Origin of the sequence: Saccharothrix sabaoui, from assembly GCF_051756985.1 — a bacterium.
Classification (GTDB): domain Bacteria; phylum Actinomycetota; class Actinomycetes; order Mycobacteriales; family Pseudonocardiaceae; genus Actinosynnema.
In genome coordinates this window covers 15085-32024 of record NZ_JBPKJK010000103.1, presented here as the reverse complement: position 1 = coordinate 32024, position 16940 = coordinate 15085, and the positions used below count along the sequence as shown (strand labels likewise).

Sequence of the window (16940 nt, the reverse complement as noted above, 5' to 3'; positions counted from 1 at the left end):
CCACCTGCGTAACCTCCCCGCCCGGGCCCGGGCCTGCGCGCGCCACCGCGCCAGCCGCCACCGCGCCAGCCATTGCCCGCGAGCCATCGCCACCGCGACCCTCGCCTGCGGTCGCGCGGTCGCGCGGTCGCGCGGTCGCGCGGTCGCGTGGGCTCGGCGGTCGGCGGTCGGCGGCGGTGGGGGAGCGGCGGTGGCGGCCCTGTGGCGGTGTCGGCGGTGGGCGTGTGTGGCTACCGGGCCGTCATCGGCAGTGGGGACGTGGGGCGTCGGGGGCGTCGGGTAGGGGATGGTCGTGGTGTGGTCGGGCCTCCTCTTCGTTCCAACCGATGTCGGTAACGGCGTTTCCGTACATTTTCATGGTCATGTTCACCCGATCGTGGCTCACGGCAGCAGGTGGAACTCGGTGCACTGCCAGCGGGTGCCCGAGTGCTCCACCCGGGCGGCGAAGGCTCGGGTCCTGGTCGGCAGGTGCAGCGTCCCCGCCAGTTCCGCCTTGCCGGGCGCGATGTGGCACAGCCGGTACCGGCCCAGGCGGGTGGTGGTGGGGGTGGTCGGGAACTCCTTGAGGGCCTTGGTCGGGAACAGCGGCGCGAGTTGCTGCGGCGGCCGACGACCCGACAGGGCCTCCACCAGCGGGATGAGGAAGTGGCGGGCGTCCAGGGGGCTCGGGGTGCCGGGCTGCGGCGAGCTGGGCAGGGCGCGGAGGCGTGGTGGCATGCTGAACCGAGGGGGGCGGTGCGGTTTACGTACCTCGATCACCCGAAGGAGTTATCTGTGCGGGGACTGGTGCTCGACTTCGGCGGGGTGCTGACCGACTTCGGGGACGACCACGGTGCCGACGAACCGCCGCTGGTCGGGCTGGTGCGGCAGGTCCGCCGGTCCGGTGTGCGCACGGCCGTCCTGTCGAACGCCGACGGCCTGTGGGCACCGCCCCGCGCCTGGGCGCCGCTGTTCGACGTGGTCATCACCTCGGGCGACGTGGGCATGGCGAAGCCGGACCGCCGGATCTACCTGCTCACCGCCGAACGGCTCGGCCTCGACCCCGCCGACTGCGTCTTCGTGGACGACCTCGCGGTGAACGTCCGGGGCGCGGCCGCGGCGGGCATGGTCGGGGTGCACCACCGGACGGTCCGCGCCACCGTCGAGGAGGTCGAGATCCTGCTCGGGACCCCGGTGGCCGGGGAGGGCTAACCGCGGCGGCGGGCCACCTCGAAGCACAGGACGGCTGCCGCTGTAGCGACGTTCAACGATTCAACACCGGCCGACATGGGGATGGACAGCCACCCCGTCACGTGCGGCCGCACGTCGTCCGAGATGCCCGCGGTCTCGCTGCCCAGCACGAACGCCGCGCGCGCCGGCAGGTCGGCGGTGAACACCGAGGACCGCGAGGACGCGTCCAGGGCGTACACCGGGTACCCGGACGCGACCAGCGCGGCCACGGCCTCGGCGGCGGTCGCGCACTTCAGGATCGGGGCCCGGAACGCGACGCCCGCCGACGCCTTCACCACGAGCGGGTCGAGGGAGGCCACGCCCCGGCGCGGCACGACGATGCCCTCGATCCCGGCGGCGGTCGCGGTGCGCAGGATCATGCCGACGTTCGCGGGCGTGGTGATGCCGTCCAGGACGAGCACGGTGCGCGGCGCGGACCGCAGGCCGACCTCCAGCGGTCGCATCCGGGGCGCCACGACGTCCGCCAGCACGCCCTGGTCCTGCTTGCCGTTGCCGGCGAGCACCTTGACCCGCTGCGCCGTGGCCCGCTGCACGGCCACGCCCCGCCGTGCGGCGGCGTCGAGGATCTCGCGGGCGGCCTGACCGCGCGCGGTGTCGGCGAGCACGACCTTGTCGACGTCGAGCGACGGGTCGTCCAACGCCTCCAGCACGGGCTTGCGGCCGTACACGGTGACGAACTTGTCCTTGGGGGATACGTCCACCCGGTAAGTGTCCAACACCCGTTTGGGGCTTGTTTCTCCGCTGTCAATCATGATGATCGTCACATGACACCGCGCGACGAGGCGCACCGTCTGCTGGCCTCCGGCCGGGAGGCGGACGTCTACCTGCGTCCGGACGGCCTGCTGGTCAAGCGCGACCGGGCCGGGCGCGACCCGGGACCCGAGGCCGAGCTGATGCGCTACCTGCGCGGGCACGGCATACCGGTGCCGAGGGTGGCGGACGTGTCGGAGACCGACCTGGTCATGGAGTACGTGCCGGGTCCCCGGATGTCGCAGGAGCTGGACGCGAGGCCGTGGCGCGCGTCCGCGCTGGGGCGCGAACTGGCCGAGCTGCACCACAGGCTGGACGACGTGCGCCCGCCCGACTTCCTCGGCGCGGGCGACGGCGGTGGCGGCGGCTTGGTGCACCTCGACCTGCACCCCGGGAACGTGGTGATGGGCCCCGAGGGCGCGGTGGTGGTCGACTGGGCGTGCGCGGCGCGCGGCGACCGGCGGGTCGACGTGGCGATGAGCTGGCTGGCGATCGCGGTGGCGCCGCTGCGCCCCCTCAAGCGGCTGGCCCGCGCCCGGTTCCTCCGGGGGTTCCTGTCGGGCACGGACGCGGGCGTGCGGCGCGCGATGCCGACCGCGGCGGCGATCAGGTTGGCCCGGCACCAGCGGGACGACGACGAGGTGGACGCGGTGCGCCGCCTGGTGGCCGACTGCGCCGACTGGAGCGACTGACCCGGGCCACCGGACCGGGGCAGCCGACCCGAGCAGCCGACCCGAGCAGCCGACCCGAGCAGCCGACCCGGGTGACCGGCCGGAGCGACCGACCCGAGGAACCGACCCGAGCAGCCGGCCGGGGCGACCGACCCGGGTGACCGGCCGGGGCGACCTGCCTGAGCGACTGGCACCGGGATCGACCGGAACGGACGACGCCCCGTCGACCACAGCGGCGGGCCGTGCGCAGCGACTAGCCTGGGCGGCATGCCCGACCGCCTGTCCGCGCTGGACGCCTCGTTCCTGTACCTGGAGGATTCCACGACGCCGATGCACGTCGGCGGGGTGGCGGTGTTCCGCAGGCCGCGCACCGGGTTCGACTACGACCGCCTGGTGAACCTGATCGAGCAGCGGCTGTCGCTGGTGCCGCGCTACCGGCAGAAGGTCGTGCACGTGCCGGGCAGGCTGGCCCGGCCGGTCTGGGTGGACGACCCGGACTTCGACGTCACCTACCACGTGCGCCGCTCGGCGCTGCCGAAGCCGGGCAGCGAGCGGCAACTGCACGACCTGGTGGCGCGGCTGATGTCCCGCCCGCTGGACCACACGCGGCCGCTGTGGGAGATCTACCTGGTCGAGGGCCTGGCCCGGAACCGCACGGCGGTGATCACGAAGACCCACCAGGCGATGGTGGACGGCCTGGGCGCACCCGAGATCGGCCAGGTGATCCTGGACGTGAGCGCCACGCCGCGCACGCCCGTCGCGTCGCTGTGGATGCCGTCCCCGGAGCCCAGCGGCCTCCAGTTGGTGGCGGACGCGGTGGCGGAGGCCGTGCAGCGACCCGGCGTGGTGGTGGAGAACGCCCGTTCGGCGGCGGTGGACACGGTGGCGACGGTGCGCAAGGTGGCCGGGCTGTTCGGCGGTCTCGCGTCGGCGGTGCGCACGGCCGCGACGCCCGCGCCGGGCAGCCCGCTGAACGTGCGGATCTCGCCGCAGCGGCGGTTCGCGGTGGCGCGGACGCGGCTGGACGAGTTCCGGGCGATCCGGCGGGTGCACGGCGGCACGGTCAACGACGGCGTGCTGGCGGTGCTGTCCGGCGCGCTGCGCAACTGGCTGCTGTCGCGCGGCGAGGTCGTGACCGCGGGCACGACGATGCGGGCGATGGCGCCGATGTCGGTGCGCGACGACGAGGCGGGCGTCGCGGCGTACTTCGTGGACCTGCCGGTGGGGGAGCCGAACCCGGTGGTGCGGCTGCACCACGTGTCGCACGCGATGCGCGCGCACCAGGAGTCGGGCCAGTCGGTGGCGGCGCAGACGCTGGTGAGGTTCTCCGGGTTCGCGCCGCCCACGTTGCACGCGCTCGGCGCGCGGGCCGCGTCGTCGTTCTCGCGCAGGCTGTTCAACGTGGTGGTGACGAACGTCCCCGGCCCCCAGGTGCCGCTGTACGCGGCGGGGGCGAGGATGATCGAGATGTTCCCGGTGGTGCCGCTGGCGAAGAACCAGGCGCTGTCCATCGGGGTGACCTCGTACGACGGCGGGGTGTACTTCGGCTTGAACGCCGACCGCGACGCGATGTCCGATGTGGACGTGCTGGCGGCGATGGTGGAGGAGTCGGTGGAGGAGCTGATGGGAACGGTGTCCGCATGAGGGTGTACCTGCCGGCGACGGTCGCGATGCTGCGCGGCCTGGTCGATGACGGGCTGTTCGCGCCCGTGGGCGGGACCGGGTTCGCGCTGACGCCGGCGCTGCGCGAGTCCTACGCGACCGGTGACACCGAGGAGCTGGAGTACTCGGCGATGCTGGACGCGGCGCGCGCGTCGCTGCGGCTGATCGCGGGCGACGAGAAGGCGGTGCCGCGGCGGGCCGTGGTGTCGGTGGACGTCGAGGACGTGAAGCTGCGCCCCGACCTGGACTTCTCGGTGGTGAAGCTGTCCGGGCCGGTGCCCGTGGAGCTGGTCGCCGCGATCCACCTGGACACGCTGGAGGCGGAGGACGACGTGCGCGCGGCGGCGGAGGTGATCGACGCGGCCGACCTGGGCGACCCGGACGCGGAGTTCGCGCTGGGCGGCGCGGAGGACCACGAGCTGGCCTGGTACGCGACGCAGGAGCTGCCGTTCCTGCTCGAACTCATGTAGTCCCGGCTCGTGTAGTCCCGGCTCGTGTAGTCCCGGCTCGTGTAGTCCCGGCTCGTGTGGTCCGGGCTCACATCCCGGGCGCGGGCTGCCACAGCTCGATCCGGTTGCCCTCGGGGTCGACGCACCACCCGAACCGGCCGAACTCGGACTCCTCCGTGTCCGGCAGCACCTCCACGCCCTGAGCGCGGAGCTGGTCGAGCAGGACGGGCAGGTCGTCGACGCGCAGGTTGAGCATCACGCGCTGCCCGGGTTCGCCGAAGTAGGCGGTGTCCTGGGCGAACAGCGCGAGGGTCGTCGTCTCGTCCTCGGTCCAGTGGAACGTGACGGCCGCGCCGTCGCCCATCGGCACGCCCAGGTGCCGGCGGTACCACTCGGCCAGGCGCGCGGGGTTGCGGGCGCGCAGGAAGACACCGCCGATGCCGGTCACCTTGGCCACGGCTGCGCACCGTACTCCCGCTCCCCGCGTCACCGACACCGAAGCGGTGACATCGCCACCCGATCCAGCGAACCCCACCCCGAGAGTCCAACGCTCAGACCTCGAGAGTCCAACGCTCAGGACCCCTGAGTTCTCCGTTCGAGCCTCACACCGTTAGGCCGGAACGAAGAACTCACGGGGCCTGGACGTTGGACTCTCACGACCTGAGCGTTGGACTCTCGGGGCCTGGGGGTTGGACTCTCGGGGGTTAGTCGTATTCGTCCAGTTTGCCGCGGGAGGAGAGGAGGCGGCGGAGGGAGGCCAGGCGGCCGGGGGAGGCCTCGCCGGAGGTGACGAGCTCGTCGAGCATGCAGTCCGGGTCCTCGGGCGGGCCCTGGTGGCCGCAGCCCGACGGGCACTCCTCGGCCATCGCCGCCATGTCGGGGAACGCGCCCACGATGTCGTCCGGCGTGATGTGCGCGAGCCCGAACGAGCGGATGCCCGGCGTGTCCACGGCCCACCCGCCCTCGGGCAGCGGCAGCGCGACGGTCTGGGTGGACGTGTGCCTGCCCTTGCCGACGCCGCTGACCACGCCCACGGCCCGGTTCGCGTCCGGCACCAACCGGTTGACCAGGGTCGACTTGCCCACGCCCGAGTGCCCGATCAGCGCGGACAGCCGGTGCACGAGCCGTTCGCGCAGCTCGGCGGGGTCCTCGTCGGACCGCGTCACGACCACCGGCAGGTCCAGCTCGGCGTACGCGGCCACCAGGTCGTCGGGGGACGCCAGGTCGGACTTCGTCAGGCACAGCAGCGGTTCCAGCCCGCCCGCGTAGGCGGCGACCAGGCAGCGGTCGATGAACCCGCGCCGCGGCTGCGGGTCGGCCAGCGCGGACACGATCACCAGCTGCTCGGCGTTGGCCACGACGACCCGCTCGAACGGGTCGGTGTCGTCGGCGGTGCGGCGCAGCACGCTGCGGCGCTCGTCGACGCGCACGACCCGGGCCAGGGTGTCCGGCTGCCCGGACGTGTCGCCGACCAACCCGATCCGGTCGCCCACGACGACCGGCGTGCGGCCCAGCTCCCGGGCCCGCATCGCGGTGACCAGCCGGGCCGGGTCGCCCTCCACGGCGCACGTCCACCGTCCCCGGTCCACGCCCACGACCATGGCGGGCACCGCGTCCGCGTGCTCGGGCCGCCGCTTGCTGCGCGGCCGGGTCCCCTTGCCCGGCCGCACCCGGACGTCGGACTCGTCCAGCCGCCGCCAGTCGCCGCGCGCCACGTCAGCGCGTCCCGAGCATCGTCGCCCACATCCCCGGGAAGTCGGGGATCGTCTTCGCCGTCGACCCGATGTCGTCCACCGACACGCCCTCCACCACCAGGCCGACGATGGCACCCGCGGTGGCCATGCGGTGGTCGGCGTAGGCCCGCCACACCCCGCCGCGCAGCGGTCGCGGTCGCACGACGAGGCCGTCCTCGGTCTCCTCGGCGTCACCGCCCAGGCGGTTGACCTCGGCGACCAGCGCGGCGATGCGGTCGGTCTCGTGGCCCCGGATGTGCGCGACGCCCCGGACGCGCGAGGGGCCGTCGGCCAGCGCCGCCAGCGCCACGACGGTCGGCGTCAGCTCGCTCTCGTCGCGCAGGTCCACGTCCAGGCCGGTCAGCCGGTCCGGGCCGGTGAGCACCAGGCCGTCGGCGGTCAGCTCCACCGCGCAGCCCATGCGCTCGAACAGCTCCCGCACCGCGCCGCCCGGCTGGGTGGTCCGGGCGGGCCACCCCGGCACGGTCACCGTCCCGCCGGTCGCCGCCGCCGCCGCCAGGAACGGCGTCGCGTTGGACAGGTCCGGCTCCACGTGCCACTCGCGGCCCGCCAGGGGGCCGGGTTCGACCCGCCACACGTCCGGGGTGGACGCGTCCACGGCCACGCCCGCCTCGCGCAGCATCGCAACCGACATCGCGATGTGCGGCAGCGACGGCACGGGCCGGCCGGCGTGGCGCACGGTCACCCCGCTCTCGTAGCGCGCGCCGGACAGCAGCAGGCCGGACACGAACTGGGACGACGCCGAGGCGTCGACGGTGACCTCGCCGCCGGGCAGCCCGCCCTTGCCGTGCAGGGTGAACGGCAGCGAGTCGCCGTCCACGTCGGCGCCCAGGGCGCGCAGCGCGCCGAGGATCGTGCTCATCGGGCGGGTCCGCGCGTGCGGGTCGCCGTCGAAGACGACGTCGCCGACCGCGAGCGCCGCGGCGGGCGGCAGGAAGCGCATGACGGTGCCCGCCAGGCCGCAGTCCACCCGCGCCGGGCCGCGCAGCTCGCCGGGGGTGACCAGCCACGAGCCGTCCGCCCCGTCGGCGACCCCGACGCCGAGGGAGCCGAGCGCCGCCGCCATCAGCGTCGTGTCGCGGCTGCGCAGCGGGGCGTGCACGGTGGAGGGGCCGTCGGCCAGCGCGGCGAGGACGAGCGCGCGGTTGGTGATCGACTTGGAACCGGGCACGGGTACCGTCGCGCGCACGGGGCCGTCGGCGGTGGGAGCGGACCACTGCTGAGTCATGGGTCGATGATTCCGCATGGGGTGGTCGACGGGTCGCACCGGGCTTTCCGACGTGCGACGATGGGCTACCTCCGGAGGTGATCGTTGTGTGCGGCAGGTACGCCTCCACCAAGGACCCGGCGCTCCTCGCGGCCGAGTTCGACGCGGTGGACGGGACGGTGGGCGACGGGACCGGCGGTGACGCGCCCGGCCCCGACTACAACGTCGCGCCGACGAAGCAGGCGCCGGTGGTCGTCGAGCGCCACCCGCGCGACGAGGACGGCAACCCCGACCCGGGCACCACCGAGCGCAGCGTCCGCACGATGCGCTGGGGGCTCGTGCCGCACTGGGCCAAGGACCCGTCCGGCGGCGCCAAGATGATCAACGCCCGGTCGGAGAGCGTGCTCACCAAGCCCGCCTACCGCGACTCGGCGGCCAAGCGCCGGTGCATCGTCCCGGCCGCCGGCTGGTACGAGTGGCAGCCCGGCGAGGGCCGCAAGCAGCCGTACTTCATCAACCCCGGCGACGACAGCAGCCTCGCGATGGCGGGCATCTGGTCGGTGTGGTGGCAGCAGGAGGGCGACGAGCGCAAGCCGGTCATCACCTTCGCCGTGCTCACCACCGACGCCGTCGGCGAGATGGCCGAGGTCCACCACCGCATGCCGCTCGTGCTGCCGCGCGACCGCTGGTCGGCGTGGCTCGACCCGGACAACGGCGACCCCTCCGGCCTGCTCGCGCCCGACCCGGACCTGGTCGCCGCGCTGGAGCTGCGCCCGGTGTCGACGCGGGTCAACAGCATCAGGAACAACGACCCGTCCCTCATGGACGCCGTCGTGCTGGGGGAGTCCGAGAAACCGGAGCCCACCTTGTTCGAGCTGTCATGACCTCGCGCGTCGTCGAGACCCCGCACGGCCCCGCGCGGGCCGAGCTGCACTGCGCGCCGGAGGGGCGGGCGGCGCTGCTGCTCGGCCACGGCGCGGGCGGCGGGATCGCCGCGCCCGACCTGGTCGCCGCGGCCCGCGCGGCCGTGGCGGCGGGCGTGCACGTCGCGCTCGTCGAGCAGCCCTACCGGGTGGCGGGCCGCCGCGCCCCCGCCCCGGCCGCGCACCTCGACGCGGCGTGGCTGGCCGTCGCCGACGACCTGTCCAGCCGCTGGTTCGACGACCTGCCGCTGGTGTTCGGCGGCCGGTCCTCGGGCGCGCGGGTGGCGTGCCGGACGTCGGCGGAGGGGCAGGCGGTGGCCGTGCTGTGCCTGGCGTTCCCCGTGCACCCGCCGGGCAAGCCGGAGAGGACGCGGCAGCCCGAGCTGGACGCCGTCGAGGTGTCCACGCTGGTCGTGCAGGGCGAGGCGGACCCGTTCGGCCGGCCGGGGTCGGCGCACCACCGCGAGGTGGTGCTGCTGCGCGGCGACCACAACCTCAAGGCGGACCTGGAGGGCGTGCACCGGGCCGTCGGCGAGTGGCTGTCCCGGGTGCTGCGCCCCCTGGAGGTCTGAGCCCGGTCCCTAGGCCGAGATCGGGGCCACGACGCCACCGGTGAGCCGCACCAGGTCGGCGGGCGCGATCTCGACCTCCAGGCCGCGCCGCCCGGCCGAGCAGTACACGGTGCCGAAGCCCTCCGCCGAGGCGTCGAGCACCAGCGGCAGGCGCTTCTTCTGGCCCAGCGGCGAGATGCCGCCCGCCACGTAGCCGGTGGCGCGCTCGGCCGCCGCGACGTCGGCCATCTTCGCCCGCTTGCCGCCGAGGGCCGTCGCCAGCGCCTTCAGGTCCAGCTGGCCGGTGACCGGGACCACGCCGACGGCGAGCTTGCCGTCCACCTCCGCGACGAGGGTCTTGAACACCCGCCCGGGCGGGACGCCGAGCGCCTCGGCGGCCTCCAGCCCGTACGACTCGTGCCGCGGGTCGTGGTCGTAGGCGTGCAGCGTGTGGGCCACCTTCTGCTTGTCCAGCAACGCGGTGGCGGGCGTCCCACGTCCGGCCATGATCGCGCACCTTAGTGCAGGGATCGGGCACAACAGCGCGGGGAATGCCCGGAGCGCCCCCCGCGTTGGTGCGGGTGTGGCTACCGAGGTGATGGACCAGCACGTCAGCAGGCCGGTGAGGGCACGTCCGCCGCGCGGCTCCGCCCGCTGCCGTCCCGGCGACCGCCGCGTATCCTCGAACGCGCCCCAGACAGTCTCGTCCACCGCGCCCACCGGCCGGTGGGAAGGGAGCGCGGTGCCAGCCACGCGAACGCAGGACACGCCGACTGACGAGACAGCGGAGGAGCGCGCGGCCCGGTTCGAGCGCGACGCCATGCCGATGCTCGACCAGTTGTACTCGGCTGCCCTGCGGATGACCCGCAACCCGGCCGACGCCGAGGACCTGGTCCAGGAGACCTTCCTCAAGGCGTACTCGGCCTTCGCGTCCTTCTCCCAGGGCACGAACCTGAAGGCCTGGCTGTACCGCATCCTCACGAACACCTACATCAACGGCTACCGCAAGAAGCAGCGCCAGCCGGTGCAGCAGCCGACCGACGAGATCACGGACTGGCAGCTCGCGCAGGCGGAGAGCCACACGTCGAGCGGCCTGCGCTCGGCGGAGGTCGACGCGCTCGACCGGTTGCCCGACTCGGACGTCAAGGACGCCCTCCAGAGGCTGCCCGAGGAGTTCCGGATCGCCGTCTACCTCGCCGACGTCGAGGGTTTCGCGTACAAGGAGATCGCAGACATCATGGGCACCCCCATCGGCACCGTGATGTCCCGGTTGCACCGGGGCCGCAGGCAGCTTCGCGAGCAGCTCGCGGGCGTCGCGCGCGAGCGCGGCTTCCTCCGCGACGGCCGGGCGGAGGTGGCGGGCCGATGAGCTGCGGCGAACACCACGAGACCGACTGCTCCGAGGTCCTGGCCGAGGTCTACCTGTTCCTCGACCACGAGTGCGACGAGAAGCGCAAGTCGCTCCTCGCGGCCCACCTGGACGAGTGCCACCCGTGCCTGGAGCAGTACGGCATCGAGGAGCACCTCAAGGCCCTGCTGGCCCGCAAGTGCGGCGGCGAGCTGGCGCCGGAGGAGCTGAAGCAGCGGCTGCGGGCGCGCCTCCAGCAGGCCGTCGTGGAGGTCCGCACCACGACCGCCACGGTGGCCGAATAGGACCCCGTAGGCATTCGACCAGACTTCGAAGGCCCCGGAGCCGTGGGCTCCGGGGCCTTCGCACGCACTGAAGTTGATCAGGCGTTGGGGCGCTTCCCGTGGTTGGCGCCACCCTTCTTGCGGTCGCGGCGCTTGCGGGCACGCTTCGACATGGGGTTCTCCTAGTGCTCGAACTACCTCCCGACAGTGTGTCACGCGCCCGGAAGTGCGCGGCACCGGGTCTGAATCGTGGTTGGATGGTCCTGGAGCGAAGGAGGGCCATGGCCGAGGAGATCAGGGCCGAGATCGTCGCCAACGTGGCGCAGATCGCCGTGCGCGAGGGTGACGAGGTCACGCACGAGACGACCGTCGTCGTGCTGGAGAGCATGAAGATGGAGATCCCGGTCCTCCCCGAGGGTTCGGGCAGGATCACCCGCATCGCGGTCGCCACGGGCGACGTGGTGCAGGAGGGCGACCTGATCGCGGTGGTGGAGTAGCTGTCCACGCTCACCGACCTGCTGGCCGAGCACACCAAGCTCTCCGGCGCCGCCGTCGACCACCTCCAGCTGGTGGTGGCCGAGTGGCAACTGCTCTCGGACCTCAGCTTCGCCGACTTCCTGCTGTGGGCGCCGCTGGACGACGACACGTTCCTGTGCGTCGCCCAGGCCCGGCCCACGACGGCGCCGACCGCGCACCCCGAGGACGTCGTCGGCAGCATGGTCGACGTCGAGGAGCACCCGCAGCTGCGGCGCGCCATGGCCGAGGCGCGGATCTGCCGCGAGGAGGACCCGCGCTGGCACCTGGGCGTGCCGGTGCGTCGCGAGGCCATCCCGGTGAAGCGGCACGACGAGGTCATCGCCGTCCTCAGCCGCAACACCAACCTGGCCGTGCCGCGCGTGCCGAGCCCGCTGGAGATCTCCTACCTGGGCAGTGCCGCCGACCTGTGCCAGATGATCTCCGACGGCACGTTCCCCACCACCGAGCCGTCCCCGGACGTGCACACGAGCCCGCGCGTCGGTGACGGCCTGATCCGGCTGGACGCGTCGGGCGCGGTGGTGTTCGCCTCGCCGAACGCGCTGAGCGCCTACCACCGGATGGGGCACGCGTCCGACCTGGTGGGGGTGCACCTGGCGCCGCTGACGCGGTCGCTGATCGGCGACCCGTTCGACGCGACCGAGGTCGCCCAGCGCATCCGGGCCGCGCTCGACGGGCAGCCGTCGATGCGCATCGAGGCCGAGTCGCGCCGGGGCGCCGCGGTGCTGTTCCGGGCGCTGCCGCTGCGGCCGAGGGGCAGCGCGGCGGGCGCGCTCGTGCTGTGCCGCGACGTGACCGAGGTCCGCCGCCGCGACCGCGCCCTGATGTCGAAGGACGCGACGATCCGCGAGATCCACCACCGGGTGAAGAACAACCTCCAGACCGTGGCCGCGCTGCTGCGGTTGCAGAGCCGCCGCACCAGCAGCGAGGAGGCCCGCGAGGCGCTCGCCGAGTCGGTGCGCCGCGTCACGTCGATCGCCCTGGTGCACGAGACGCTGTCCATGTCGGTGGACGAGCGGGTGGACCTGGACGACGTGGTGGACAAGGTCATCCCGATGATGTCGGACGTGGCCGCCACCGAGTCGCAGGTGGTGGTGCGCCGCGAGGGGCCGTTCGGCATCGTGCAGGCCGAGCTGGCCACGCCGCTGGTGATGGTGCTGACCGAACTCGTGCAGAACGCGTTCGAGCACGCCTACCACCCGGGTCAGCGCGGCGAGGTGGTCGTGCACGCCGAGCGCTCGGCGAAGTGGCTCGACGTGGTGATCTCCGACGACGGCCGCGGCCTGCCCCAGGGGTTCTCGCTGGAGCGCACCGACCGGCTCGGCCTCCAGATCGTCCGGACGCTGGTGGAATCCGAACTCAGGGGCTCGTTGAGCTTGCGGAGGCGGCCCAAGGGCGGTACAGAGGCGGTCCTGCGCGTGCCCCTCAGGGCGCGGCGTTAGACTGCTCCCCGTGCACACGTGACGAACCCGCCTCAGCGGTGTCACGTGGTCATGCGGGAGGGTGTGCAACAAGACGAAGGGCCCGACACCTGGCACGGTGTCGGGCCCTTCGTGATTGCCTATCGGCTCAGGCGTTGCTGCGAGCCCGGGTGCGGGCGTTGCGGCGCTTGAGGGCGCGACGCTCGTCTTCGCTCATCCCGCCCCACACGCCGGCGTCCTGGCCGCTCTCCAGAGCCCACGCGAGGCAGTCGGAGACGACGGGGCAACGGCGGCAGACGGTCTTCGCCTCGGCGATCTGGAGCAACGCAGGCCCGCTGTTCCCCACGGGGAAGAACAGCTCGGGGTCCTCGTCGCGGCAGATCGCGCGGTGGCGCCAGTCCATTGGAACTACTCCTCAGCTAGGCGCGCGCAAGGGCGCGCCAGTCGTCAGCGGTCGGTTTTGGGGTGCTTGTGAATGCTTTCACGAACGGCGGGGATGTCAAGGGTTTAGCACTAACCCGGTGAGTGAACTCACCCGAAAGATCGACAGAGTTCACCTGCGGGTTCACGCAACGACGTCACAGCAGGTCGGAACGTCGCGGATGGGTAGCGAGCCGGTCACGCGACGGTCACACAACGCCGCACAGCCGTCACACGGCCACCGTGAGCGCCTCGCGGACGCCCGTGAACTCCACTTCGGTGCACGAGCCGAGCAGGTCGCCGTCGACCTGGAGGTTGACGGGTTCGGTACTCGTCACCCGGACGAACTCGACGTCGTCGCGCCGGAGCAGGTTCGCGCCCTTGGGGTTCCCGTCCGTCGCCAAAAGATGCGCGACGTAGCGGGCAATCGTGGGGAATCCCATCCCGTGCAGCGCGAACAGCCCCAGGCCGCCGTCGAACGAGGTGCTCGGGTTGAGGCGGATCGCCTTGTCGCCGAGGTAGGTCCACGGGTCGGTGTTGGACACGAAGGCCAGCCGCACGTCCTCGAAGGGGGGCTCGTCCGGGACCCGCACGGTGAGCGAGGACGGCTGCCTGCGCTCGGTGAAGTACGTGGTCAGGGCGGTCCGCACGTACAGGCCGGGTGACGCCTGGCGGCCCTTGGCGCGCTGCGCCTCGACGCCCGCGACGACGTCGGCGTCCCAGCCCACGCCCGCGTTGAAGGTGAACCAGCGGTCGTGGTCCTCGTCGCCGCCCGCCGAGGCGACCTTGCCGAGGCTGACCCGGCGGCTGGTGCCGTGCTCGATCGCCTGGAGCAGGCGGTAGGTCGCCTCCACCGGGTCGCGCGGCAGGCCGAGGGCGCCCGCGAACACGTTCGCCGAGCCGCCCGGGACCACGCCGAGCATCGGCAGGTCCGCCAGGGGGCCGCCGGCGCGGGCGCTGTCGCGCACCAGGCCGTTGACCACCTCGTTGACCGTGCCGTCGCCGCCGTGGGCCACGACCAGGTCGTACCCCTCGACGACGGCGCGCGCCGCGGCGTCGGCCGCGTGCCCGCGGTAGTCCGTCTCGACGACGTCGAGCTTCACCTCGCTGGCCAGCGCGTGCGCGAGCACGTCCCGGCCGGCAGGCGTCGTGGCCGTCGCCTGCGGGTTGACCACCAGAAGTGCGCGCACTCCAGCAGAGTAGGACAGTGCGTGACCTGTGACAGATCACGTGTCACCCGGTAGGAGGGTTCAGAGCGCACGAAAGTGGTCCAAATCTCCTTTCCACGTCGCCCTGCTGCACGTCAGCGACAAGTGCACCCCGGCCCGACCGCCGGCTCGCCGAAGACTTCCCATGATCTTCGCCCCTGCGGCGGCCGAAGGGGACTCGCCAACCGGGTGGCCTACGATGCGTGACGAGTACGCACCGTGAGGAAAGGTCCAGCGTGACGCCCCAGCAGCAGGTCCCACCGGCCGTCCGCGCCGCCGGCGCGCTGACCGCGGTGCAGGGGTTGACCGGCCTGGCGTTCGCGGTCGCGCTGGTCCTGCGCTCCTTCGAGGCGGACGAGCCCGGCGGGGTGCTCGGGGAGGCCGCCTACTTCGCGGTCCTGTCGGGCGGCGTCCTCGCCGCCGGGGTGGGGCTGGTGCTCGGCCGGCACTGGGGCCGCACGCCCGCGGTGGTCGTGCAGCTGCTCCTGCTGGGGATCGCCTGGTACGTGTACGGGCCGTCCGGCAGGCAGCTGTGGGGCGCGCTGCTCGGCGCCTACGTGGTCGTCGTGCTGGTGCTGCTGTTCTCCAACCCCGTGCGCCGGTGGGCCCTCGGGGTGGACGAAGAAGACGAATAGGGCATTCGGTCCCCGCCGTTGGTCTGGCTGATCGCCGACTAACGGCGGGTGGCCACCGTCACCGGTAAGAGTGACGCTGTGGGTGGTGAATTCACCACTCCCTGCGTTCGCTGAGGTGACGAATCCATGCGACTCAATCGCGCCCTGTCCGCGGTGGTCGGAGCCACTACCGCCCTGCTGTCCGCGTTCGCGCTGACGACGCTCGCCCCGACGGCCTCCGCCGCCCCGGCCGACGACGTCACGCCGTACATCATCGGCGGCGGCACGGCGTCCAACGCGCCGTGGGCGGCCCGCCTGTTCCGCAACGGCCAGCAGAACTGCTCGGCCACCATCATCGCGCCCACGTGGATCCTGACCGCGCAGCACTGCGTGGCGTCCGCCGGTACCTACACCTTCCGGGTCGGCAGCCTCGACCAGACCACCGGCGGCACCCTGGTCACCGCGACCCGGATCATCCAGCACTCGTCCGCCGACCTGGCCCTGGCCCAGATCGACCGCTCGGTCTCCGGCACCTACGCGCCGCTGGGCACCACCACCGCGGTGGCCGTCAACCAGATCGTGCAGCTCTACGGCTGGGGCGCCACCTGCACCGACCAGCCGGAGATCAACTGCCAGTCGCGCTACCTCAAGTACGCCGACACCCGCGTGACCTCGGTCAACGGGCGCGACTACCGCGGCGGCACCGCCATCTCGGTGACCCGCGTGAACGGCATCGCCGCCGGCGGTGACTCGGGCGGCCCGATGTTCGCCACCAGCCCGGTCGACGGCCGCCGCTACCAGGTCGGCGTCGCGTCCACCTCCGACCGCTCCACGCGCTCGAACTACACCGCCGTCACCCGCTACCGCGACTGGATCCGCTCCTACGCGGGCGTCTGACGCCCGAACCGCCCGGCCGAGGGGGCAGGACCCCTGCGCCGCCCCCTCGGCCGGGAGCCACCCTGCGGGTTTGGTCGCGAGCCCACCCACCAGTCACAATCACACTGCGTGTTCACGTTTGGCGGATGGACACGAACGGAGTAGCCAGATACGGTCTGGCAGGCGTTCACGCCGCTCCGGGTGCCGTGCAGGGTGAGGTGCGCAGTGCAGAACCCCCCGAGGTGGGTGTCGGCGTCGGGTGACGTCGACCGGCCCAACGCGGCCAGGCTCTACGACTACTACCTCGGCGGCGCGCACAACTTCGCGGTCGACCGCGAGTACGCCGAGCGGTCGATGCGGCACGTCCCCGCCGCCGCGATGGTCCAGCACAGCCGCGCGTTCCTGCGCCGGGCGGTGCGCGAGTGCGTCTCGCGGGGCATCCGCCAGTTCCTCGACCTCGGCTCCGGCATCCCGACCGCGGGCAACGTCCACGAGGTCGCCCAGCAGGTCGACCCGACGTGCCGCGTGGTGTACGTGGACCACGACCCGACCGCCGTGGCGCACAGCCGCGCGATGCTGCGGGACAACTCCGGCGCCGCCATCGCCGAGGCCGACATCCGCGACGTGGCCGCCGTGCTCGGCACGACCGAGGTGCGCGGGATGCTCGACCTGACCGAGCCGGTCGCCGTGCTCATGGTCGCGGTCCTGCCGTTCGTGCGGGACGAGGACGGCCCCGCCGGGATGATCGCCGGCTACCGCGACGCGCTGGCCGCCGGCAGCGTGCTGGTGGTGAGCCACCTGACCGGCGACGTGCAGCCCTCGGTGGTGGAGGAGCTGATCGGCGTGGCCGAGGGGACGCTGATGCCGATGGTGGCCCGCTCCAAGGCCGAGCTGGAGGTCATGCTGGAGGGCTGGGAGCTGCTGGAACCCGGTCTGGTGCTGGCGACCCGGTGGCGCGGCGAGGACGAGCCGGAGACCGGTGCCGAGGCCGTCTCCTACGGCGCGGTGGGCGTGAAGCGGCCTGCCCCGTGAACGGTC

22 protein-coding genes are annotated in these 16940 nt (G+C 73.1%); 13 read left to right on the top strand and 9 right to left on the bottom strand.

The window, feature by feature from the left end:
- Positions 1-381: 381 nt before the first annotated feature.
- A complete protein-coding gene (locus ACR807_RS27365) occupies positions 382-717 on the bottom strand; it encodes an Rv3235 family protein (protein WP_438924294.1) in 336 nt (111 codons plus the stop codon).
- Between ACR807_RS27365 and ACR807_RS27360 the strand changes: the two genes are divergently transcribed.
- Complete coding sequence (locus ACR807_RS27360) at positions 646-1191, top strand: HAD-IA family hydrolase (RefSeq protein WP_438924293.1); 546 nt, start codon at positions 646-648, stop codon at positions 1189-1191. The two genes, ACR807_RS27365 and ACR807_RS27360, sit on opposite strands and share 72 nt — an antisense overlap.
- Here ACR807_RS27360 and ACR807_RS27355 read toward each other — a convergent pair.
- The gene (locus ACR807_RS27355; protein WP_438924292.1) at positions 1188-1982 is read right to left on the bottom strand and encodes a TrmH family RNA methyltransferase; all 795 of its coding nucleotides are present in this window, start codon (positions 1980-1982) and stop codon (positions 1188-1190) included. The two genes, ACR807_RS27360 and ACR807_RS27355, sit on opposite strands and share 4 nt — an antisense overlap.
- A 12-nt stretch (positions 1983-1994) precedes the next feature.
- Here ACR807_RS27355 and ACR807_RS27350 point away from each other — a divergent pair, with 12 nt between their 5' ends.
- The 3 genes from ACR807_RS27350 to ACR807_RS27340 all read left to right on the top strand — a co-directional run bounded on the left by ACR807_RS27350 (position 1995) and on the right by ACR807_RS27340 (position 4783).
- Positions 1995-2672, top strand: coding sequence for a phosphotransferase (locus tag ACR807_RS27350; RefSeq protein ID WP_438924291.1), 678 nt, complete (start codon positions 1995-1997; stop codon positions 2670-2672).
- Positions 2673-2918: 246 nt separating this feature from the next.
- Positions 2919-4295 (top strand): WS/DGAT/MGAT family O-acyltransferase, encoded by a 1377-nt coding sequence (locus tag ACR807_RS27345; protein ID WP_438924290.1) that lies wholly within the window; start codon positions 2919-2921, stop codon positions 4293-4295.
- On the top strand, positions 4292-4783 hold the full coding sequence (locus ACR807_RS27340) for a DUF6912 family protein (protein WP_438924289.1): 492 nt from the start codon (positions 4292-4294) through the stop codon (positions 4781-4783). The genes ACR807_RS27345 and ACR807_RS27340 overlap by 4 nt, the downstream gene beginning before the upstream one ends.
- A gap of 67 nt (positions 4784-4850) precedes the next feature.
- Here ACR807_RS27340 and ACR807_RS27335 read toward each other — a convergent pair whose 3' ends face one another.
- The 3 genes from ACR807_RS27335 to aroA form a co-directional block, all read right to left on the bottom strand.
- On the bottom strand, positions 4851-5219 hold the full coding sequence (locus tag ACR807_RS27335) for a VOC family protein (protein WP_438924288.1): 369 nt from the start codon (positions 5217-5219) through the stop codon (positions 4851-4853).
- A 247-nt stretch (positions 5220-5466) separates the two neighbouring features.
- Positions 5467-6477, bottom strand: coding sequence for a ribosome small subunit-dependent GTPase A (gene rsgA, locus ACR807_RS27330; RefSeq protein ID WP_438924287.1), 1011 nt, complete (start codon positions 6475-6477; stop codon positions 5467-5469).
- A gap of 1 nt (position 6478) precedes the next feature.
- Complete coding sequence (aroA, locus tag ACR807_RS27325) at positions 6479-7744, bottom strand: 3-phosphoshikimate 1-carboxyvinyltransferase (RefSeq protein WP_438924286.1); 1266 nt, start codon at positions 7742-7744, stop codon at positions 6479-6481.
- A gap of 86 nt (positions 7745-7830) precedes the next feature.
- On the opposite strand from aroA, the gene ACR807_RS27320 reads away from it, so the two are divergent.
- Both ACR807_RS27320 and ACR807_RS27315 read left to right on the top strand, forming a co-directional pair.
- Positions 7831-8607 carry an SOS response-associated peptidase gene (locus ACR807_RS27320; RefSeq protein ID WP_438924285.1) on the top strand — a complete coding sequence of 259 codons (777 nt, stop codon included), beginning with the start codon at positions 7831-7833 and terminating at the stop codon, positions 8605-8607.
- Positions 8604-9218 carry an alpha/beta hydrolase family protein gene (locus ACR807_RS27315; RefSeq protein WP_438924284.1) on the top strand — a complete coding sequence of 205 codons (615 nt, stop codon included), beginning with the start codon at positions 8604-8606 and terminating at the stop codon, positions 9216-9218. Before ACR807_RS27320 ends, ACR807_RS27315 begins: the two co-directional genes overlap by 4 nt.
- Positions 9219-9227: 9 nt before the next feature.
- On the opposite strand, the gene ybaK is transcribed toward ACR807_RS27315, so the two are convergent.
- Complete coding sequence (gene ybaK, locus ACR807_RS27310) at positions 9228-9704, bottom strand: Cys-tRNA(Pro) deacylase (protein ID WP_438924283.1); 477 nt, start codon at positions 9702-9704, stop codon at positions 9228-9230.
- 235 nt (positions 9705-9939) lie between these two features.
- On the opposite strand from ybaK, the gene ACR807_RS27305 reads away from it, so the two are divergent.
- Both ACR807_RS27305 and rsrA read left to right on the top strand, forming a co-directional pair.
- Positions 9940-10566, top strand: a complete 627-nt coding sequence (locus ACR807_RS27305; RefSeq protein ID WP_438924282.1) for a sigma-70 family RNA polymerase sigma factor — start codon at positions 9940-9942, stop codon at positions 10564-10566.
- On the top strand, positions 10563-10850 hold the full coding sequence (gene rsrA / locus ACR807_RS27300) for a mycothiol system anti-sigma-R factor (protein ID WP_438924281.1): 288 nt from the start codon (positions 10563-10565) through the stop codon (positions 10848-10850). Before ACR807_RS27305 ends, rsrA begins: the two co-directional genes overlap by 4 nt.
- Before the next feature lie 77 nt (positions 10851-10927).
- Here rsrA and ACR807_RS27295 read toward each other — a convergent pair whose 3' ends face one another.
- Complete coding sequence (locus ACR807_RS27295) at positions 10928-11002, bottom strand: 50S ribosomal protein bL37 (protein ID WP_096498094.1); 75 nt, start codon at positions 11000-11002, stop codon at positions 10928-10930.
- A 108-nt stretch (positions 11003-11110) separates the two neighbouring features.
- On the opposite strand from ACR807_RS27295, the gene ACR807_RS27290 reads away from it, so the two are divergent.
- Both ACR807_RS27290 and ACR807_RS27285 read left to right on the top strand, forming a co-directional pair.
- On the top strand, positions 11111-11326 hold the full coding sequence (locus ACR807_RS27290; protein ID WP_306748493.1) for a biotin/lipoyl-binding carrier protein: 216 nt from the start codon (positions 11111-11113) through the stop codon (positions 11324-11326).
- Positions 11327-12805: a histidine kinase N-terminal domain-containing protein gene (locus ACR807_RS27285; RefSeq protein ID WP_438924296.1), complete on the top strand. Its 1479-nt coding sequence runs from the start codon at positions 11327-11329 to the stop codon at positions 12803-12805.
- 127 nt (positions 12806-12932) lie between these two features.
- Here ACR807_RS27285 and ACR807_RS27280 read toward each other — a convergent pair whose 3' ends face one another.
- Together ACR807_RS27280 and ACR807_RS27275 are read right to left on the bottom strand one after the other, a co-directional pair.
- Entirely contained in the window at positions 12933-13187 is a 255-nt protein-coding gene (locus ACR807_RS27280) for a WhiB family transcriptional regulator (RefSeq protein WP_015104912.1), read from the bottom strand.
- Positions 13188-13434: 247 nt separating this feature from the next.
- Positions 13435-14394 carry a diacylglycerol/lipid kinase family protein gene (locus ACR807_RS27275; RefSeq protein WP_438924280.1) on the bottom strand — a complete coding sequence of 320 codons (960 nt, stop codon included), beginning with the start codon at positions 14392-14394 and terminating at the stop codon, positions 13435-13437.
- A 254-nt stretch (positions 14395-14648) separates the two neighbouring features.
- On the opposite strand from ACR807_RS27275, the gene ACR807_RS27270 reads away from it, so the two are divergent.
- The 3 genes from ACR807_RS27270 (at position 14649) to ACR807_RS27260 (ending at position 16934) form a co-directional block, all read left to right on the top strand.
- Positions 14649-15047 (top strand): hypothetical protein, encoded by a 399-nt coding sequence (locus tag ACR807_RS27270; RefSeq protein WP_438924279.1) that lies wholly within the window; start codon positions 14649-14651, stop codon positions 15045-15047.
- 126 nt (positions 15048-15173) lie between these two features.
- Complete coding sequence (locus ACR807_RS27265; protein ID WP_438924278.1) at positions 15174-15923, top strand: S1 family peptidase; 750 nt, start codon at positions 15174-15176, stop codon at positions 15921-15923.
- Positions 15924-16127: 204 nt separating this feature from the next.
- The gene (locus tag ACR807_RS27260; RefSeq protein WP_438924277.1) at positions 16128-16934 is read left to right on the top strand and encodes an SAM-dependent methyltransferase; all 807 of its coding nucleotides are present in this window, start codon (positions 16128-16130) and stop codon (positions 16932-16934) included.
- Positions 16935-16940 lie beyond the last annotated feature (6 nt).

Bases quoted from the DNA above. Each gene is read 5' to 3' on its own strand.
- ACR807_RS27315 (WP_438924284.1), top strand. From the start codon at position 8,604: ATGACCTCGCGCGTCGTCGAGACCCCGCACGGCCCCGCGCGGGCCGAG.
- ACR807_RS27265 (WP_438924278.1), top strand. From the start codon at position 15,174: ATGCGACTCAATCGCGCCCTGTCCGCGGTGGTCGGAGCCACTACCGCC.
- ACR807_RS27340 (WP_438924289.1), top strand. From the start codon at position 4,292: ATGAGGGTGTACCTGCCGGCGACGGTCGCGATGCTGCGCGGCCTGGTC.
- ACR807_RS27345 (WP_438924290.1), top strand. From the start codon at position 2,919: ATGCCCGACCGCCTGTCCGCGCTGGACGCCTCGTTCCTGTACCTGGAG.
- ACR807_RS27365 (WP_438924294.1), bottom strand. From the start codon at position 717: ATGCCACCACGCCTCCGCGCCCTGCCCAGCTCGCCGCAGCCCGGCACC.
- aroA (WP_438924286.1), bottom strand. From the start codon at position 7,744: ATGACTCAGCAGTGGTCCGCTCCCACCGCCGACGGCCCCGTGCGCGCG.
- ACR807_RS27355 (WP_438924292.1), bottom strand. From the start codon at position 1,982: ATGATTGACAGCGGAGAAACAAGCCCCAAACGGGTGTTGGACACTTAC.
- ybaK (WP_438924283.1), bottom strand. From the start codon at position 9,704: ATGGCCGGACGTGGGACGCCCGCCACCGCGTTGCTGGACAAGCAGAAG.
- ACR807_RS27290 (WP_306748493.1), top strand. From the start codon at position 11,111: ATGGCCGAGGAGATCAGGGCCGAGATCGTCGCCAACGTGGCGCAGATC.
- ACR807_RS27280 (WP_015104912.1), bottom strand. From the start codon at position 13,187: ATGGACTGGCGCCACCGCGCGATCTGCCGCGACGAGGACCCCGAGCTG.
- ACR807_RS27350 (WP_438924291.1), top strand. From the start codon at position 1,995: ATGACACCGCGCGACGAGGCGCACCGTCTGCTGGCCTCCGGCCGGGAG.
- rsrA (WP_438924281.1), top strand. From the start codon at position 10,563: ATGAGCTGCGGCGAACACCACGAGACCGACTGCTCCGAGGTCCTGGCC.